A 16773-nucleotide genomic window follows, 5' to 3' on the forward strand; every position below is an offset into this window, starting at 1 on the left:
CGCACGCCGACGCACAACGCACGACGAAGGGCCCGCCGGTCCCCTGACCGGCGGGCCCTCCCCGTACGCGCACGCCCGAAGCGCGCGCCCCGCACTCAGCCGCAGCCGCCGCCGCACTGGCACGGCGACCCCGACTGGCAGCCGCAGCCGCAGCCCGAGCCGCAGCCGCACGCGCCGAGCAACGGCAGTCGGCGGGCGTCGGCGGTCACTTCGATGAATCGTTCCTGCTGGGGTTCCGGAGCGGGGGACTCAGCCATGTGTTCCTCCTCATCGGCAGACCTCGTCGGCGAACCGGGGGCGTGCCCGCGCACGATGTGCGCCGCCTACCGCCCCTTGGCCAATTCCACGCCCACCGCGGCCGGCGCATCAACAGCGCGTCGAGGCACTCGCACCGACCGTGTCCGATTCGCGCGCCGGGGGCCGGAGCAACACGGTCCCCTGGGGTCCCATCGGGCCCCTACGCCCCCTCCACCGGCGTCGCCGGCTGCATCTCGTCCGCGTGCTCACCCGTCACCAGGTACACCACGCGCTTCGCCACCGACACCGCGTGGTCGGCGAACCGCTCGTAGTAGCGGCCCAGCAGCGTCACGTCCACCGCCGTCTCGATGCCGTGCTTCCACCGGTCGTCCATCAGGTGCTGGAAGAGCGTGCGGTGCAGCAGGTCCATCTCGTCGTCGTCCGTCTCCAACTGGAGCGCCAGGTCGACGTCCTTGGTGATGATCACCTCGCCCGCCTTCGCCATCAGGCGCTGCGCGAGCTGGCCCATCTCCAGGATCGTGGCCTGGAGGTCGCGCGGCACCGGCGACTGGGGGAACCGCAGCCGCGCCAGCTTCGCCACGTGCTGCGCCAGGTCGCCCGAGCGCTCCAGGTCCGCGCTCATCCGCAGCGAGGTCACCACGATCCGCAGATCGGTCGCGACCGGCTGCTGCCGCGCCAGCAGGGCGATGGCCCGCGCCTCCAGGTCGTGCTGGAGGTCGTCGACCTTCTGGTCGGCGGCGATCACGCTCTCGGCCAGCTTCAGATCCGCGTCGAGCATCGCCGTCGTGGCGCGCCCTATCGCCGATCCGACCAGTCTGGCCATGTCGACCAGGCCCTCGCCGATCGAATCCAGTTCCTCGTGGTACGCGTCCCGCATGGAGTTCCCTCTCTACAGTGAACGGGGTCCGGGTGGGGCTCTCGGACCCCCACGCTCCCACGTTCCGCGGCGAAGGCGTCGCGCCCCGCCATCCCAAATGAACCGACCCCGTCCCCTCGGTGAACTCTGGGCGACGAGTGCCGGCGGAAAGGCGATCGACGGGGACCACCGACCGGACCGTGCCTAATCTGGATGCATGGACGTGAACGCGGCGGTCGCCGCAGCGGCGGCGATCGCCGGTCTGCTGACCGGTGTCTTCGCCGTGCTCGCGTTCCGCTGGAGCGAACGCGAGCAACGCAGGCCCACCAGGTCTTCGCTGCACACCGACGCCGTGCTGCCGCCCGGAGTGGACACGGTGCTCTCCGTGCTGCGCTCGTCGGCGGTCGTCCTCGACGAGGCCGACGCGGTGGTCAAGGCGAGCTCGGCGGCGTACGCGCTGGGACTGGTACGTGGCGGAAAACTGACGGTCGACGCCATGCTCCAGATGGCCCGCGACACCCGCCGAGACGGCGAGATACGACAGGTCGAGCTGGACCTGCCGCGCCGGGGCGCCGGCCGCGGCGAGGCCCTCGCGGTCTCCGCCCGCGTCGCCCCGCTCGGCTCCCGCCTCGTCCTGCTGCTCGTCGAGGACCTCACCGAGGCCCGTCGCATCGAAGCCATCCGCCGGGACTTCGTCGCCAACGTCAGCCACGAGCTGAAGACCCCCGTCGGGGCGCTCTCGCTGCTCTCCGAAGCGGTCATGGACGCCTCCGACGACCCCGAGGCGGTCTCCCGCTTCGCGGGGCGGATGCAGATCGAGGCGATGCGGCTGAGCAACCTCGTCCAGGAGCTGATCGACCTCTCGCGCGTCCAGTACGACCACCCCCTCCAGGACCCGGAGCCGGTCCGGGTGGACGAACTGGTCGCCGAGGCGATCGACCGCTCGCGGCAGCCCGCCACCGCCAAGAACATCACCATGGCCTCCGGCGGCACCGCCGGGCTGTACATCTGGGGACACCGGGGCCAGCTCGCCGCCGCCCTCGGCAACCTCGTCGAGAACGCCGTCAACTACTCGCCGGCCCGCACCCGGGTCGGCATCTCCGCCCGCCGCGTCCCCGCGCAGGGCGGCAGCATGATCGAGATCGCCGTCACCGACCAGGGCATCGGCATCTCGGAGAAGGACCGCGAACGGGTCTTCGAACGCTTCTACCGCGTCGACCCCGCCCGCTCGCGCGCCACCGGGGGCACCGGCCTCGGCCTGGCGATCGTCAAGCACGTGGCCGCCTCGCACGGCGGGGAGGTCACGGTGTGGAGCTCCGAGGGTCAGGGCTCCACGTTCACCCTGCGGCTCCCGGAAGCGGGCGCCACGCGGGACCGATCCCCCACCGGCACGACCGCCGGCCCACCCACCGGCCCGGATCTCGCCGCCGACTTGGACGACGTCGACGACCGGCCCACCCCAACCGATCCGAACACCGAGATCCCAGCCCCGGAGGTCCTTCCGTGACCCGAGTGCTCGTCGTCGAGGATGAGGAATCATTCAGCGACGCCCTGTCCTACATGCTCCGAAAAGAGGGTTTCGAGGTCGCCGTGGCGACCACCGGACCCGAAGGACTCGACGAGTTCGAGCGCAACGGCGCCGACCTCGTCCTCCTCGACCTGATGCTGCCCGGACTCCCCGGCACGGAGGTCTGTCGCCAGCTCCGCGGCCGCTCGAACGTCCCCGTGATCATGGTGACCGCGAAGGACAGCGAGATCGACAAGGTCGTGGGCCTGGAGATAGGGGCCGACGACTACGTCACCAAGCCCTTCTCCTCCCGGGAGCTGGTCGCCCGGATCCGCGCGGTGCTGCGCCGCCGCGGCGAGCCGGAGGAGGTCGCACCGGCGGCGTTGGAGGCCGGTCCGGTGCGGATGGACGTCGACCGGCACGTGGTCACCGTCTCCGGCGGCAAGGTCGACCTGCCGCTGAAGGAGTTCGACCTGCTAGAGATGCTGCTGCGCAACGCGGGCCGGGTGCTGACCCGGATGCAGCTCATCGACCGGGTCTGGGGCGCGGACTACGTCGGGGACACCAAGACCCTGGACGTGCACGTCAAGCGGCTGCGCGCCAAGATCGAGCCGGACCCGGGCGCCCCGCGCTACCTGGTCACGGTCCGGGGCCTGGGCTACAAGTTCGAGCCGTAAGCCGTAAGCCGTAAGCCGCTGTCGCTGTCGCGGTCGTACGCGCGCAACGACGAGGGCGCCCCACCGGTCATCCGGTGGGGCGCCCTCGTCGCGTCGTACAGGAGGGTCGTACGGGCCGGCCGCAGGGGACCCGTCGGACGGGAAAGCCACACGGCCGGTCGTACGGGAAGGCGTACGGCCCGCTCAGCCCGCGGGGGTCTCGGACCCGGTGCCGCCCTCGGTGCCGCCCTGGTTCTCGCCCGTGCCGTTCTCGTTCCCGGCCGGAGCGCCGTCCTGACCGTCGGGCTGACCCGACTGGTCCTGCGACTTCTGCTCGTCCTTCTTCGCCGGGTCCGCGGCCTCGCCCTCGCCGCCGGGCTCGCCGGACGGCTTCGGGGCGGCCGGGGCCGGCGGCTGACCGCTCGGGCCGAACTTCGCGTACTCGGCGTTCGCCGGCACGACGAACGACTCCAGCGTGACGTCGCCGGTCTTGCTCAGCTTGAAGACGACGTTCTGGACGCCGCCGATCTTCTTCGTCAGCGCGTCGCCGTTGTCGATGACCGCGGACGCGTTGCCCTTGCCGCCGATGATCACCGAGCCCAGCGCGGGCACGGTGACCGGGCCGGAGCCGTTGGCGGCCGTGAGCTTCACGGTGCCGGCGCCGTCCGACAGGGTGATCGAGTCCAGGGTCTGGTCTTCCTGACCCTTGTTGAAGATCGTCGCGGAGACGGCCGCGGGCCCGGACTCCCCGGCCTTCGGCTGGGTGATCACGGTGGCGTTCTGGACGCTGATGCTGTCGACGGTCGCCGCCGCGTTGTCCGGCCTGACCCCGAGGGTCTGCGCGTTGTTGCCGGCGCCACACGCGGTGAGCGCGGTGAGCGACAGCGCGACGGCGGTCACGGCGAGGGCACCGCGTCGAAGGCGAGTAGCGCCCCCGGACGGAGTAAGGGGGAGGCTCACGGCGGCGGCATCTCCTTGCACGTACGGATCCGACTGGTGGACGGTCCTGCTCGGTACTGCGCGACCCGGCTGGTGCCGGGCCGGTGACCGCACCGGCGCAATAGCGGCCGGGACCGCGTCAGTTCGCAGTACCGGCCGGGCCAGGGCAGTCGGCCTCAGATTACAGAGCCCCTGCTCCGGGCTCGCACCCGACCCGCCCCTTACGGGCGCTTAGGGCACGTCCGCGGAGTCGCGCGCGGCGGGCGGTGCGCCCACTCGGCGCCGGTGGACGGAGCCGCCGCGGCCTCCGGGAGCGTCGGGCTCCGCGGCCCGGCGGGGGCTGTTCGCCTCTTCGTCGTTCGATTCGAAGTGACGTTTCGTGCGGCGTTCACATAAGGGCGGTGATCAATGGTGATCAATTTCCCGGAGATCCGTCCCGAGATCCGCATTGATTACCGGGGGCGAAACCGAGCCAATCGAAGATCAATTCCGGATTCTCGCCGGACGTCCGTCCGTACGGGTGACCGATGCCCGAACGGAGTACGGGAAGTTCACCGTCAAGAACCAGGCAAATCGGGACGTTCAGTCACCTCGGAGGGCGTCCCGCCTGGTGCGACGGGTGGGTTTCCGGCCGTCCGTACAGCGGCTCCGACCTGCGAATACCCCGCTCCGCAAGCCGTCCGCAGCACGTTCCCGGCGCTGTTGTCAAGCCCCGAGATATGCCCTGACCTGCGAAAACGCCATTCAGAAGAAGCCGTATCCGTGTTACCCTGGATAGCCACGGAAGGGGTACCTGTCACATGACGTTCAAGGTTGGCGACACCGTGGTCTATCCCCATCACGGGGCCGCGCTGATCGAGGCCATCGAAACTCGCCAGATCAAAGGCGTGGACAAGACCTACTTGGTGCTCAAGGTCGCCCAGGGCGACCTGACGGTTCGCGTACCGGCGGACAATGCGGAGTTCGTGGGCGTACGCGACGTGGTCGGCCAGGACGGGCTCGACCGGGTCTTCGAGGTGCTCCGCGCACCGTATGCCGAAGAGCCGACGAACTGGTCCCGTCGCTACAAGGCAAATCTCGAAAAGCTCGCCTCCGGCGATGTCATCAAGGTCGCCGAAGTGGTGCGTGACCTGTGGCGTCGTGAGCGCGAGCGCGGACTGTCCGCGGGTGAGAAGCGCATGCTCGCGAAGGCCCGCCAGATCCTGGTGAGCGAACTCGCCCTCGCGGAGAACACCAACGAAGACAAGGCCGAGGCGCTGCTCGACGAAGTCCTCGCGTCCTGACGCGCCCGCGCTGCCCGATCCGCTGACCTCCCCCATCCCGATCCGGGGTTCGATCTGGCCGAATCGGCTCCATCGGTTCGACCGGTCCCGATGATCTCCCCGACCTTCGTCCTTCCAGCCCTCCGGCTCTTCCAGAAGCCGTCGGGCCGTCAGGTCGTCCGGAATCCGGAAGGTCCTACGGAAGCGGACAGCAGGCCGCACGCACAACTGCCGCGGTGCCCGTTGACATGATGTGATCCCCTTTTGATCACTGACCTGTTGCCGGGCACTGCGGCATGTTCGTCTACTGTCACAGGGAACGTGCCCCAGTGGTGTGCCGGGCCCGGGCGGCTGGCGCAGACCATCGTCACGGAAGGGTCCGTCAAGGCGTCGCGCCCGGCACGCTCTGGCCATACCCATGTCGGCCGAGGAAACAAACCTGCCGGAGTGCAACCGATGTCAGACGAATCGCTCACGCCCCGCACCGCAGCCGTGATTCCGGCCGCCGGCCGGGGCGTGCGGCTCGGCCCCGGCGCCCCCAAGGCGCTGCGTACGCTCAGCGGCACGCCCATGCTGGTGCACGCCGTACGGGCCATGGCGGCGTCCAACGCCGTCTCCCTCGTGGTGGTCGTGGCCCCGCCCGACGACGCCCAGGGCGTGAAGACGCTCCTGGCCGACCTCGCCCTGCCGGAGCGCACGGAGGTCGCGGTCGTCCCGGGCGGCGAGACCCGCCAGGAGTCCGTGCGCCTCGGTCTCGCGGCGGTCCCCGAGGACGTCACCGTCGTCCTCGTCCACGACGCCGCCCGCCCGCTGGTCCCGGTCGACACGGTGGACGCCGTGATCGAGGCCGTACGGGACGGGGCGCCCGCCGTCGTCCCCGCGCTGCCGCTCGCGGACACCGTCAAGGAAGTCGAGCCGCAGGACAAGGGCGCGCCGGAGCCGGTCGTCGCCACTCCCGAGCGGGCCCGGCTGCGCGCCGTGCAGACCCCGCAGGGCTTCGACCGCGCCACCCTGCAGCGGGCGCACTCCGCCGTCGTCGCCGAGGGCGAGGGCGCCACCGACTGCGCCGGCATGGTCGAACGGCTCGGCGAGCCCGTCGTGGTCGTGCCCGGCCACGAGGAGGCGTTCAAGGTGACCCGTCCCCTCGACCTCGTACTCGCCGAGGCAGTGCTCGCCCGCAGGAGGGCCAACGATGGCTTCTGACCCGACCCGTCCGACCCCGCCGCTGCCGCTGGTCGGCATCGGCACGGACGTCCACGCCTTCGAGCCCGGCCGCGAGCTGTGGTGCGCCGGTCTGCTGTGGGAGGGCGAGAGCGCCGGGCTCGCCGGGCACTCCGACGGCGACGTGGCCGCCCACGCCGCCTGCGACGCCCTCTTCTCCGCCGCCGGCATCGGCGACCTCGGCGCCCACTTCGGCACCGACCGCCCCGAGTGGTCCGGCGCCTCCGGCGTCACCCTGCTGACCGAGGCGGCCCGGATCGTCCGCGCCGAGGGCTTCGCCATCGGCAACGTCGCGATCCAGGTCATCGGCGTCCGCCCGAAGATCGGCAAGCGGCGGGCGGAGGCGCAGCAGGCGCTCGGCGCGGCCGTCGGCGCGCCGGTCTCCGTCTCGGGCACCACGACGGACGGACTGGGACTCACCGGCCGCGCCGAAGGGTTGGCGGCGATCGCGACCGCGGTCGTCTTCCGCACCGGAGCCTGAGCCCGCACCGGAGCCCGGTGTGCCCGAGCGCCCGGGCGGCCGGTCCGCCGTACGGCTCGCGGGTGTTCACGCACCGGCAATGGACGGACAGAAATATCCGGCGGTGTGGCGTGGTTCACGTGGCGGGTACGGGTATCCGACGTACCCCATTCACTTCTCGTCGTGACCAGGAAGGCACCTCCATGTCGGCTCAGCTCTCGGAGAAGCTCAAGGAACTGCTCGACGGCCCCGTGTTCGTGAACATCGCCACCATCCAGCCCGACGGCAGCCCCCAGGTGTCACCGGTGTGGGTGAAGCGGGACGGGGACGACCTGCTGGTCTCGACGACGGTCGGCCGCCAGAAGGAGAAGAACCTGCGGCGCGACCCCCGGATCACCGTCGTCGTCCAGCCCTTCGACGCCCCCTACACGTACGCCGAGATCCGCGGCAGCGTGGAGCTCACCACCGACGGCGGCCAGGAACTCATCGACGAGCTGGCGCTGAAGTACACCGGCAAGACCTACGCCGACTTCAACCCCACGGCCGTCGACGACGCGCCCCGGGTGGTCGTCCGCATCACCCCGCGCAAGGTGGTGGGCTCGATCTGACCCCTTGCGCGCCCCGGCGTCCGCCCCGCGCGGCCGGAAGCCGGGGCGCCCTTGCCGATAGGCGTCCGTGACCGGTGGGGGCGCCGGGCACGGCCCTGCGCCCACTACCCTGGGGGGGTGACTATTCGGCTGTACGACACCAGCGCCCGGCAGATCCGTGACTTCACCCCGCTCACGCCGGGCTGCGTCTCGATCTACCTCTGTGGTGCGACCGTGCAGGCCGCCCCGCACATCGGGCACATCAGGTCGGGACTGAACTTCGACATCATGCGCCGCTGGTTCGCCTACCGCGGCTACGACGTCACCTTCATCCGCAACGTGACCGACATCGACGACAAGATCATCCGGAAGTCGGCGGACCAGAACCGCCCCTGGTGGTCCATCGGTTACGAGAACGAGCGCGCGTTCAACGCCGGCTACGACGCGCTCGGCTGCCTGCCCGCCACCTACGAACCGCGCGCCACGGGCCACGTCCCCGAGATGATCGAGATGATGCGCGGTCTGATCGAGCGCGGCCACGCGTACGCCGCCGAGGGGAACGTCTACTTCGACGTCCGTTCCTACCCGGACTACCTCAGCCTCTCCCACCAGGACATCGACGAGCTGCGCCAGCCCTCGGGCGAGGGCGAGACCGGCAAGCGCGACCCGCGCGACTTCGCGCTGTGGAAGGCCACCAAGCCCGGCGAGCCCGACTGGGAGACCCCGTGGGGCCGCGGCCGCCCCGGCTGGCACCTGGAGTGCTCCGCCATGGCGCACAAGTACCTGGGCGAGGTCTTCGACATCCACGGCGGCGGGCTCGACCTGATCTTCCCGCACCACGAGAACGAGATCGCCCAGGCCAAGGCGTACGGCGACGAGTTCGCCCGCTACTGGGTGCACAACGCCTGGGTCACCCTGGCCGGCGAGAAGATGTCCAAGTCCCTGGGGAACTCGGTCCTCGTCTCCGAGATGGTGCAGCGCTGGAAGCCCATCGTGCTGCGCTACTACCTGGGCACCCCGCACTACCGCTCCATGATCGAGTACAGCGAGGCCGCGCTGGACGAGGCGTCCGCCGCCTTCGGCCGGATCACCGGCTTCCTGACCCGGGTCTGCGAGAAGGCGGGCACCGCCATCGAGCCGGCCCCCGAGGTCCCGCTCGCCTTCGCCGAGGCGATGGACGACGACCTGGGCGTCCCGCAGGCCCTCAGCGTCATCCACACCACCGTCCGCCAGGGCAATTCGGCGCTCGCCGCGGACGACAAGGAGACCGCGATCGCCCGCGCCGCCGAGGTGCGCGCGATGCTCGGCGTCCTCGGGCTCGACCCGCTGGACGCGCAGTGGGCCGGGGACGCCGAGGAGGGCGAGGACCTGCACGGCGCGGTCGACAGCCTCGTCCGGCTGGTGCTCCAGCAGCGCGAGGCGGCCCGCGCCCGCAAGGACTGGGCCACCGCCGACGGGATCCGCGACCAGCTCCAGCAGTCCGGCCTGGTCATCGAGGACGGCCCGGACGGACCCCGGTGGACGCTCGGGTAGGGCGCTTCTGATGGATCAGGCTGGATTAGGTGGGGGTCCCCCCACGCCCTTCGGGCGTAGGGGGAGGGGTCTGGTGCCGTGGATCTCAAGGCGGAGGAGGGAGTCAATGCGGAGCATTGACGACCGACGACAACGCGGAGAGGCATGGTGCCAGGGCACGCGAGCCCAGCAAGATCCATCAGAAGCGCCCTGGCGCTGAGCCGACGCAGGTGATGTGCCGCCCGCACCCGCGGGCGGCACACTTGCGTACGTACGCTTGACATCAACAGTCACAAAGCAAAAGAAGCAGGAAGCAGACAGCCATGGCCGGGAACAGCCAGCGCAGGAACCGCCGCACGTCCAACAAGAAGGGCGCGCAGGTCGGCAGCGGTGGCAAGCGTCGCCGCGGCCTGGAGGGCAAGGGCCCCACTCCGCCCGCATCCGCCCGCAAGGGCCACGTGAAGAACCGCATCGCCAACGCGAAGGCCAAGCAGACGTCCGGCCAGCGCAGGCCGGTCGCCCGACGCGGCGGCAAGGGCGCGTCCGAGATGGTCGTCGGTCGCAACCCGGTCTTCGAGGCGCTGCGCGACGGAGTGCCCGCGTCCACGCTGTACGTCCAGCAGTTCATCGAGAACGACGAGCGGGTCCGCGAGGCCATCCACCTCGCCACCGCCCGCGGCAACCTCCACATCATGGAGGCTCCGCGTCCCGAGCTGGACCGGATGACGAACGGGCTGAACCACCAGGGGCTGGTGCTCCAGGTCCCGCCGTACGAGTACGCGCACCCCGAGGACCTGGCCGCGGCCGCCTTCGACGACGGCGAGGACCCGCTGATCGTCGCGCTCGACGGGGTCACCGACCCGCGCAACCTCGGCGCCGTCGTGCGCTCGGTCTCCGCCTTCGGCGGCCACGGCGTGGTCGTGCCGGAGCGCCGGGCCGCGAGCATGACCGCCGGCGCCTGGAAGACCTCGGCCGGCACCGCGGCCCGCACCCCCGTCGCCCGGGCCACCAACCTCACCCGCGCCCTGGAGTCGTACCAGAAGGCCGGGCTGACGGTCGTCGGGCTCGCGGCGGACGGCGACCACGACGTCAGCGAGCTCGACGCGCTCGACGGCCCGGTCGTCATCGTCATCGGCAGCGAGGGCAAGGGCCTGTCCCGGCTGGTCGGCGAGACGTGCGACTTCCTGGTGCGCATCCCGATGCCGGGCGGCGCTGAGTCGCTGAACGCGGGCGTCGCGGCCGGCGTCGTGCTGTACGAGGCGGCCAAGCGCCGCGCCTGACCGGGAACGACCGATCGCGGCCGATCGGCCGTTCCTGATCGGGTGATGCTGCGACACGCCCGGCGCGGCGCGCTTGCGCCGGGCGTCGCGCACCGTCCCCCGCCCCTCTCACCTGGGCTTGACGGGTCTCGGACACATAGGGGGCGTCAGGGCAGTGTCCTAACGCGATGTCACTCGGTTAGATGAGCGTGGACACCAGAAAGCCCGGGCCCGGGTTCGACGATCAGCCTGCACTGAGCATGGTGAAGGTGCACTCCGACCCCGCGCAGGTCATCGTGAACCACGCCAGCTTCCGCGTGCAGCTCGCCCCGAGCACGCGCCCCCGCCCCGCGCGCCCCGCGCCGGGCGGCGCCCGCGGCCCGGCCGCCCGGCGGCGCACCCCCGTGGTGTGGAGCGGCAGGTCGGCGCCCGGTGACACCGCCGCATCCGGCCTGCTCCAGGCCGTGCGCGACACCGCCGCCGCCACGACGGCCCTGCCCGCGGCCGCGGCCACCGCGACCGCCACGCGCGAACGCGGCGCGTACCACGGCGACGGCCACGCCGGTACGACGACGCAGGTCATCCCGCGCGTCGAGGCCGACGTCGACACCGCGCCCACCCCGCTGCTGCCCCCCATGCGCCAGGCCGTCGGCGCGTACGACGCCCATCCCCCGTACCACCACCGCGGCGGCGGTCCGGAAGTCGACCCGTACGACCCGGACACGGAAGAGCTGGACGAGACGGTCACCGCCGGCCGTTCCCAGCGCCACGGCAACGACGCGGTCAGGCACGCGTACTACCCCGGCCGTCGGATGCACCTGGGCGTGGTGCTGCTGCCGCTGCGGGTCTTCCTCGGCTTCATCTCCATCTACGCCGGCATGGGCAAGCTCTGCGACCCCGTGTACTTCGACGGCGGCGAGCGCGGCTCGATGGTGAAGTGGCTCAACTCGCTGCACCCCTGGGCGCTGGCCGAGCCGCTGCGGGACTTCGCGCTCTCGCACCCCGTCGGCGCCGGGCTGACCGTGGCGTTCCTCCAGGTCGTGGTCGGCGTGCTGACGGTGCTGGGCCTGTGGCAGCGGATCGCGGCCAGCGTCGGGGTGCTGCTCTCGGCGGCGCTGCTGCTCACCGTGAGCTGGAAGACCGTGCCCGCGTACGACGCACCGGACATCATCTACCTGGCCGCCTGGTCGCCGCTGATCATCGCGGGTGCGCCGGTGTACTCGATCGACGGCCACCTGGCGAGCGAGGCGTGGCGCCGGCTCGGCCCGCGCTCGGAACTGTGGGAGCTGCGCCGGCGCGTGCTGCGGCGCGGCGGGCTGGTGGCGGCGGTGGTCGTCGGTCTGACGCTGCTGATCGGCTCGGTGCTCGGCGGGGCGGTGCGCTCCACCGAGATGGTCACGGTCCCCGGCCCGAACCAGGACCCGACGAACCACCTGCCGGGCTCTCCGCTGCCGCAGGACCGGCCGAGCGGCGGGCGGACGTCCGCGGGTCCGGCCGGCGACAGCGAGAAGCCCTCGCCGTCGGCGAGCCGCAGCGAGGAGACGAAGGAGAAGGCGTCCCCGACGGCGGGGACGAGCAGCCCGGCGCGGGAGTCGGGCCGGATCGCGGAGCAGCCGAGCCAGACGCAGGGCACGACGGGCGGGCAGGAGGCCCCGCGCTCGGCGCCGGAGGCGCCCCCGGCGTCGTCGTCCGGTCCGTCGTCCACGGGCGGCGGCAGCGGCGGGACGAGCAGCGGCGGTTCGTCGGGCGGCAGTTCGGACGGCGGTTCGTCCGGCGGCGGTTCCACGGGCGGCGGTTCGTCGAGCGGCGGCCGGGTGATCGGCGGCCTGCTGGGCTGAGCCCGTGTCGTAACCCCTCACACGCCTTCGGGGCGCTCAGGTGGCTGAGCGCCCCGAAGGCGTTTCGGCGTCGTGCTGTGCCGTGCTGTGCTGCCGTGCGGCGGCGTGGCGCTTGTGTGCGGACGGCGCGTCAGGAACCCTGCGCGGCCAGCTCCTTGGCCGCCTCGGTGAGGTCCTTCGCCGTGTCGATGGCGCGCCAGTACGCGCCCTGGGGCAGCGGGAAGCCGGCCAGCCGGCGCTCTCGGGCCAGCCCGGGGAAGGTGGTGCGCTCGTGGTCGCCGACGGTCGGCAGCAGCTCGCTGAAGGCCGCGGAGAAGACGTACACGCCCGCGTTGATGAGGAACGGCGACGGCGGGGCTTCGATGAAGTCCGTGATGTGCCCGAACGCGTCGGTCTCGACGGCGCCCCACGGGATCCGGGGGCGGGCGAGGGCGAGGGTCGCGGTGGCGGCGCGCTCGGTGTGGAACGCGGCCATGTCGCGGAGCGAGAACCGGGTCCAGATGTCGCCGTTGGTGGCGTACCAGGGCTGGTCCGGGTGGGGCAGGTGGGCCGCCGCGTACTTGAGTCCGCCGCCGCGGCCGAGCGGTTCCGTCTCGATGACGGTGGTGACCTTGACCGGCAGGTCAGCCGAGTCCAGCCAGTCCTGGAGCACTTCGGCGAGGTGGCCGCAGGAGACGACGACGTCGGTGACTCCCTCGGCGGCCAGCCACGACAGCTGGTGGCCGATGATCGGGGTCCCGGTTCCGGGGATCTCGACCATCGGCTTGGGGCGGTCGTCGGTGTACGGGCGCAGCCGCGACCCCTGGCCGCCCGCCAGGATCACGGCCTGCGTCGGATACGTGGGCATATGCATGCCCCGAACGATATGCGGCGCGCTCCGTAGCGGAAGGGGGTGGGCGGCGCGGCGTGCTGATGATGGCTGCGGTGATGCCGGTCAGATGCCCTGCGCCTGCTGGACGACGCCGGAGGCGAAGGAGGTGTCGCAGACGGGCTTGGAGTACGTCTGGGCGCGGGTGGGGCCGAAGCGCTCGACGGCGGCGCGGCCGAGGTCGCGGGCGATCGACATGCAGTGCTTGGCGAGGGAGGGCCGTGCCTCGACCTCGCGCTGGAGCTGGGTGAGGGCGACGCCCGGGTCGTTCTCCTGGAGTTCGGCGAGGAGCCGGTCGCGCAGCACGTCCTGCGCGGGGCGCGGTTCGGCGCGCACGGAGACGTTCTGCGAGGACGAGGTGAGCATCTGGGAGGACTCGGCGGGCTGTCCGGCCCAGGGGACGCTGGTGACCGCGAGGGTTCCGGAGAGCACCAGGACGACGGGCAGGACGAGGGCGAGGGAGCGGCCGATGCGGCGTGCTGAGTGGGTCACGCGAGGAGCGTAGCGGCCGGTGATGATTTGGCGACATTTAGTCACCCCCTCGGGGGATCGTTCTGGGAAGCCTTTCGAATTGGCCGTTGACGCAAGGCGGCCAAAGCGCGCGAAACGGCCCCGGGGAGCCCGGGGCCGTTCCGTGTGGCTGTGGTGGTGCGTCAGTCCGTGAGGCGCTCGCCGGTGGAGGTGGCGAAGACGTGGATCTCGCCGGGCCGCGGCACGACGTGCAGCTTGGTGCCCTTCTCCGGCACGGAGCGCCCGCCGACGCGGACGACCAGGTCCTTGTCCTCGCCGTTGACGTTGGCGGAGCCGTACACGAAGCCGTCGGAGCCCAGCTCCTCGACGACGTTCACGAGCACGGCGAGCCCGGCCGGCGCGTCCTCGGAGTCCTTGGAGAGGGACTTGGCGGCGGCGCCGTTGTGCTCGACGACGTCGAAGTGCTCGGGGCGGACGCCGACGGTGACGGTGGTGTCACCGCGGTCGGCGGCGGCGGTGAGCGCCTCGCGGGAGACCGGGACGACGCTGTTGCCGAACTTCACGCCGCCGTCGGTGATCGGGACCTCGACGAGGTTCATCGCGGGGGACCCGATGAAGCCGGCGACGAAGAGGTTCGCCGGCTTGTCGTACATGTTCCGCGGCGAGTCGACCTGCTGGAGCAGTCCGTCCTTGAGCACGGCGACCCGGTCGCCCATGGTCAGGGCCTCGGTCTGGTCGTGCGTGACGTACACGGTGGTGATGCCCAGGCGCCGCTGGAGCGAGGCGATCTGGGTACGGGTGGAGACGCGGAGCTTGGCGTCGAGGTTCGACAGCGGCTCGTCCATGAGGAACACCTGCGGCTCGCGCACGATGGCGCGCCCCATCGCGACTCGCTGCCGCTGACCACCGGAGAGCGCCTTCGGCTTGCGCCCCAGGTACTCGGTGAGGTCGAGGATCTTCGCGGCCTCTTCGACCTTCGCGCGGATCTCGCTCTTGTTGACCCCGGCGATCTTGAGCGCGAAGCCCATGTTGTCGGCGACGGTCATGTGCGGGTACAGCGCGTAGTTCTGGAACACCATGGCGATGTCCCGGTCCTTGGGCGGCAGGTGCGTCACGTCCCGGTCACCGATGCGGATCGCCCCGCCGTTGACGTCCTCAAGCCCCGCGAGCATGCGCAGCGAGGTGGACTTGCCACAGCCGGAGGGCCCGACGAGGACGAGGAACTCCCCGTCCGCGATCTCGATTTCGAGCTGGTCGACGGCGGGCTTGGTGCCGCCCGGGTAGATGCGGGTGGCCTTGTCGAAGGTCACGGTAGCCATGGTGGCCTTTCCCTTCACCGGCAGGAACGTGCCGGACGATCCGAGTAAAGGATTGGTGTAGTCCACTGCCGCGGACTGCTGGTGACGCTACCTGGCGTTCCCCGTTCTGTCAGTAGCGGTGGGGAAACGAAAATCCGCGGAGGGGGTGGGTGGGGGTGCGGTTACACTGCTGGGGCTGCCTCCTTAGCTCAGCTGGCCAGAGCAACGCACTTGTAATGCGTAGGTCGTCGGTTCGAATCCGACAGGGGGCTCTTTTCATGCCCAGGTCAGGACGCCTCTGACCTGGGTCTTTTTAGCGATCATGGCCTTTGCGTGGAGAGGTTGGCGGCTCCTGCTCGTGCCGCCCTGTCCACAGGGAGCGCAAGGGGAGCGCGTGTGCGCAGTCGGCGTGCGGAGGGGTGCGCGTGGACGTGCGCGGGGTCGCGGTGCTCCGGCTCGACAACGCTTACCGCATGATCAGCGCCGACCTCCACCGTCTTCTCGGCATCGCTCCGGAGTCGGACGCCGAGTCGGGCGGGCAGGCGCGCTTGTAGTGGTCGTCAATTCCACGTAGCCGTGGGCGAATCCGTGGCTGATGGCGTACTTCTGGTCGAGTGAGAGACGAAGAGATCAGGGGTACGGGCGCGCTGCTGGTGAACGGAAGCGGACAGTACCTGCTGCACCTGCGTGACGACATCCCCGGTATCTGCGACCCGGGCTCCTGGTCGTTGATCGGCGGGAACCGGAGACCCGGGGAGTGCCTGGGCGTCACGGTCCGGCGGGAGCTGTGGGAGGAAGCGGAACTGGTGGTCCCGGCCCTGGAACGGTTCACCGTGGTGGAGAGCAGAGGGCCGGACGGGGTGGCGAAAGGGCTGGTGCAGGTGTTCCGGGGCCGGTGGGAGGGAGACGCCGTTGGGCTCCCGTTGTCGGAGGGCGTCATGCTGCACTGGTTCGACCCGGAGACGGTGCCGCGGTTGCGGATGAGCCCCTGGGCCCGTGAGGCTATCCGCCAGGACCAGGCCGAAGTCCTCGTCTGACCCCGGCTGCGTCCCGCGCGATCAGCGGGTGAACGCGAGGGTCAGATCGCGGACTCCGGGGGTGCGGGGGTGCCGGGAGGACAGGTCCCCGACGATGGTGCGGATGGGGGGACGGTCGCGGACCTCGGCCGGGCTGACCCGCAATGCGGCGAGGAGTTCCCGGGCGGTCTGCTCTGGTTTGCCGTACTGCCACCAGGCGCGGGCGAGATCGGTGTGCATCCGGCTGGTGCGTTCCGGGGTGGGGAACTGCGCTGGCCGCAGGTCGCGGCCGGCCTCCAGCGCCGCCCCGGCGTCGCCGAGGGCCCAATGGACCCCGACGGCATAGAGGTCGGCGGCGGCCGGGGAGATGCGGAAGGGGCGCCGGTTCGGTGGTGATGCCGCAGGCCGTCGCCAGAAGTGTGTGCGGTATGCCCACAGCGCTGGCGGCGGCCGACAGCAGGCGGATGTCCGCGGGATGCCGACAGGCTTCGAGGCGGGAGACAGTGGAGGCGGAACAGCCGATCTGCACGCCCAGGTCGGCCTGGCGCCAGCCCAGGTGCTGGCGGCCGAGACGGACGAGGCCGCCGGGGGCGCGGCGGCTGACCAGGTCACGCGCTGCGGGTGAGGCCCAGAGGGATAAATCAGTGAAGGCCATCGTCGGTCTCCCAGGTACCCGGAACCGGAGCGCCTCACCGTAGGACACGGGACGGAGCGCGTCGAGGGCGTTTGCAGGATCTGCAAACGGTGTGCAGGGCACGGCAATCG

Annotated in this window: 17 protein-coding genes, 1 tRNA gene and 2 pseudogenes; 12 read left to right on the forward strand and 8 right to left on the reverse strand. The window is 71.3% G+C overall.

From position 1 onward, the window contains the following. Positions 1–95: 95 nt before the first annotated feature. Together ACH4E8_RS06325 and phoU are read right to left on the reverse strand one after the other, a co-directional pair. Positions 96–257, reverse strand: a complete 162-nt coding sequence (locus ACH4E8_RS06325; RefSeq protein WP_398444926.1) for a hypothetical protein — start codon at positions 255–257, stop codon at positions 96–98. 200 nt (positions 258–457) lie between these two features. Further along, positions 458–1135, reverse strand: coding sequence for a phosphate signaling complex protein PhoU (gene phoU, locus ACH4E8_RS06330; RefSeq protein WP_398444928.1), 678 nt, complete (start codon positions 1133–1135; stop codon positions 458–460). A gap of 196 nt (positions 1136–1331) precedes the next feature. Between phoU and ACH4E8_RS06335 the strand changes: the two genes are divergently transcribed. Then, positions 1332–2621 (forward strand): sensor histidine kinase, encoded by a 1290-nt coding sequence (locus tag ACH4E8_RS06335; RefSeq protein WP_398444930.1) that lies wholly within the window; start codon positions 1332–1334, stop codon positions 2619–2621. Further along, positions 2618–3298 (forward strand): response regulator transcription factor, encoded by a 681-nt coding sequence (locus tag ACH4E8_RS06340; protein WP_017945954.1) that lies wholly within the window; start codon positions 2618–2620, stop codon positions 3296–3298. Before ACH4E8_RS06335 ends, ACH4E8_RS06340 begins: the two co-directional genes overlap by 4 nt. Positions 3299–3481: 183 nt before the next feature. Here ACH4E8_RS06340 and ACH4E8_RS06345 read toward each other — a convergent pair whose 3' ends face one another. Beyond that, the gene (locus tag ACH4E8_RS06345) at positions 3482–4177 is read right to left on the reverse strand and encodes a hypothetical protein (RefSeq protein WP_398444932.1); all 696 of its coding nucleotides are present in this window, start codon (positions 4175–4177) and stop codon (positions 3482–3484) included. An 839-nt stretch (positions 4178–5016) separates the two neighbouring features. On the opposite strand from ACH4E8_RS06345, the gene ACH4E8_RS06350 reads away from it, so the two are divergent. The 7 genes from ACH4E8_RS06350 (at position 5017) to ACH4E8_RS06380 (ending at position 12355) form a co-directional block, all read left to right on the forward strand. Beyond that, the gene (locus ACH4E8_RS06350) at positions 5017–5499 is read left to right on the forward strand and encodes a CarD family transcriptional regulator (protein WP_003953493.1); all 483 of its coding nucleotides are present in this window, start codon (positions 5017–5019) and stop codon (positions 5497–5499) included. A gap of 435 nt (positions 5500–5934) precedes the next feature. Then, entirely contained in the window at positions 5935–6681 is a 747-nt protein-coding gene (gene ispD, locus ACH4E8_RS06355) for a 2-C-methyl-D-erythritol 4-phosphate cytidylyltransferase (RefSeq protein ID WP_398444933.1), read from the forward strand. Beyond that, positions 6671–7180: a 2-C-methyl-D-erythritol 2,4-cyclodiphosphate synthase gene (ispF, locus tag ACH4E8_RS06360; protein WP_398444935.1), complete on the forward strand. Its 510-nt coding sequence runs from the start codon at positions 6671–6673 to the stop codon at positions 7178–7180. Before ispD ends, ispF begins: the two co-directional genes overlap by 11 nt. A gap of 182 nt (positions 7181–7362) precedes the next feature. Further along, entirely contained in the window at positions 7363–7767 is a 405-nt protein-coding gene (locus ACH4E8_RS06365) for a PPOX class F420-dependent oxidoreductase (protein ID WP_398444937.1), read from the forward strand. 117 nt (positions 7768–7884) lie between these two features. Further along, positions 7885–9279 (forward strand): cysteine--tRNA ligase, encoded by a 1395-nt coding sequence (gene cysS, locus ACH4E8_RS06370; protein WP_398444939.1) that lies wholly within the window; start codon positions 7885–7887, stop codon positions 9277–9279. A 302-nt stretch (positions 9280–9581) separates the two neighbouring features. Next, on the forward strand, positions 9582–10538 hold the full coding sequence (gene rlmB, locus ACH4E8_RS06375) for a 23S rRNA (guanosine(2251)-2'-O)-methyltransferase RlmB (RefSeq protein WP_398444941.1): 957 nt from the start codon (positions 9582–9584) through the stop codon (positions 10536–10538). 182 nt (positions 10539–10720) lie between these two features. Next, a complete protein-coding gene (locus ACH4E8_RS06380) occupies positions 10721–12355 on the forward strand; it encodes a DoxX family membrane protein (RefSeq protein WP_398444943.1) in 1635 nt (544 codons plus the stop codon). Positions 12356–12485: 130 nt separating this feature from the next. Here the strand turns inward: ACH4E8_RS06380 and ACH4E8_RS06385 are convergent, their stop codons facing one another. The 3 genes from ACH4E8_RS06385 to ACH4E8_RS06395 all read right to left on the reverse strand — a co-directional run bounded on the left by ACH4E8_RS06385 (position 12486) and on the right by ACH4E8_RS06395 (position 15013). Further along, positions 12486–13202, reverse strand: coding sequence for an NDP-sugar synthase (locus ACH4E8_RS06385; protein ID WP_398446047.1), 717 nt, complete (start codon positions 13200–13202; stop codon positions 12486–12488). Positions 13203–13289: 87 nt separating this feature from the next. After that, positions 13290–13715 (reverse strand): hypothetical protein, encoded by a 426-nt coding sequence (locus ACH4E8_RS06390; RefSeq protein WP_398444944.1) that lies wholly within the window; start codon positions 13713–13715, stop codon positions 13290–13292. Positions 13716–13876: 161 nt separating this feature from the next. Next, positions 13877–15013 (reverse strand): ABC transporter ATP-binding protein, encoded by a 1137-nt coding sequence (locus ACH4E8_RS06395; protein WP_398444946.1) that lies wholly within the window; start codon positions 15011–15013, stop codon positions 13877–13879. A gap of 177 nt (positions 15014–15190) precedes the next feature. Between ACH4E8_RS06395 and ACH4E8_RS06400 the strand changes: the two genes are divergently transcribed. From ACH4E8_RS06400 to ACH4E8_RS06410, 3 genes are all read left to right on the forward strand, one after another. After that, a tRNA-Thr gene (locus ACH4E8_RS06400) sits at positions 15191–15264 on the forward strand. Between the two features lie 153 nt (positions 15265–15417). Further along, entirely contained in the window at positions 15418–15546 is a 129-nt protein-coding gene (locus ACH4E8_RS06405; protein WP_398444948.1) for a hypothetical protein, read from the forward strand. A 60-nt stretch (positions 15547–15606) separates the two neighbouring features. Beyond that, a complete protein-coding gene (locus tag ACH4E8_RS06410; RefSeq protein ID WP_398444949.1) occupies positions 15607–16029 on the forward strand; it encodes an NUDIX domain-containing protein in 423 nt (140 codons plus the stop codon). Positions 16030–16050: 21 nt separating this feature from the next. Here ACH4E8_RS06410 and ACH4E8_RS06415 read toward each other — a convergent pair. Both ACH4E8_RS06415 and ACH4E8_RS06420 read right to left on the reverse strand, forming a co-directional pair. After that, a pseudogene (locus ACH4E8_RS06415) lies at positions 16051–16392 on the reverse strand (transcriptional regulator); the annotation flags it as partial. A gap of 85 nt (positions 16393–16477) precedes the next feature. After that, positions 16478–16663 (reverse strand): annotated as a pseudogene (locus ACH4E8_RS06420) (multiprotein-bridging factor 1 family protein); the annotation flags it as partial. Positions 16664–16773: the final 110 nt, after the last annotated feature.

This window comes from Streptomyces sp. NPDC017979 (genome assembly GCF_044328175.1).
Lineage (GTDB): Bacteria > Actinomycetota > Actinomycetes > Streptomycetales > Streptomycetaceae > Streptomyces.

What these genes read in the sequence shown, in the direction of transcription:
- ispD (WP_398444933.1), top strand. Translation starts at nt 5,935, where the DNA reads ATGTCAGACGAATCGCTCACGCCCCGCACCGCAGCCGTGATTCCGGCC.
- ispF (WP_398444935.1), top strand. Translation starts at nt 6,671, where the DNA reads ATGGCTTCTGACCCGACCCGTCCGACCCCGCCGCTGCCGCTGGTCGGC.
- phoU (WP_398444928.1), bottom strand. Translation starts at nt 1,135, where the DNA reads ATGCGGGACGCGTACCACGAGGAACTGGATTCGATCGGCGAGGGCCTG.
- ACH4E8_RS06335 (WP_398444930.1), top strand. Translation starts at nt 1,332, where the DNA reads ATGGACGTGAACGCGGCGGTCGCCGCAGCGGCGGCGATCGCCGGTCTG.
- ACH4E8_RS06350 (WP_003953493.1), top strand. Translation starts at nt 5,017, where the DNA reads ATGACGTTCAAGGTTGGCGACACCGTGGTCTATCCCCATCACGGGGCC.
- ACH4E8_RS06395 (WP_398444946.1), bottom strand. Translation starts at nt 15,013, where the DNA reads ATGGCTACCGTGACCTTCGACAAGGCCACCCGCATCTACCCGGGCGGC.
- ACH4E8_RS06365 (WP_398444937.1), top strand. Translation starts at nt 7,363, where the DNA reads ATGTCGGCTCAGCTCTCGGAGAAGCTCAAGGAACTGCTCGACGGCCCC.
- ACH4E8_RS06380 (WP_398444943.1), top strand. Translation starts at nt 10,721, where the DNA reads ATGAGCGTGGACACCAGAAAGCCCGGGCCCGGGTTCGACGATCAGCCT.
- rlmB (WP_398444941.1), top strand. Translation starts at nt 9,582, where the DNA reads ATGGCCGGGAACAGCCAGCGCAGGAACCGCCGCACGTCCAACAAGAAG.
- ACH4E8_RS06385 (WP_398446047.1), bottom strand. Translation starts at nt 13,202, where the DNA reads ATGCCCACGTATCCGACGCAGGCCGTGATCCTGGCGGGCGGCCAGGGG.
- ACH4E8_RS06325 (WP_398444926.1), bottom strand. Translation starts at nt 257, where the DNA reads ATGGCTGAGTCCCCCGCTCCGGAACCCCAGCAGGAACGATTCATCGAA.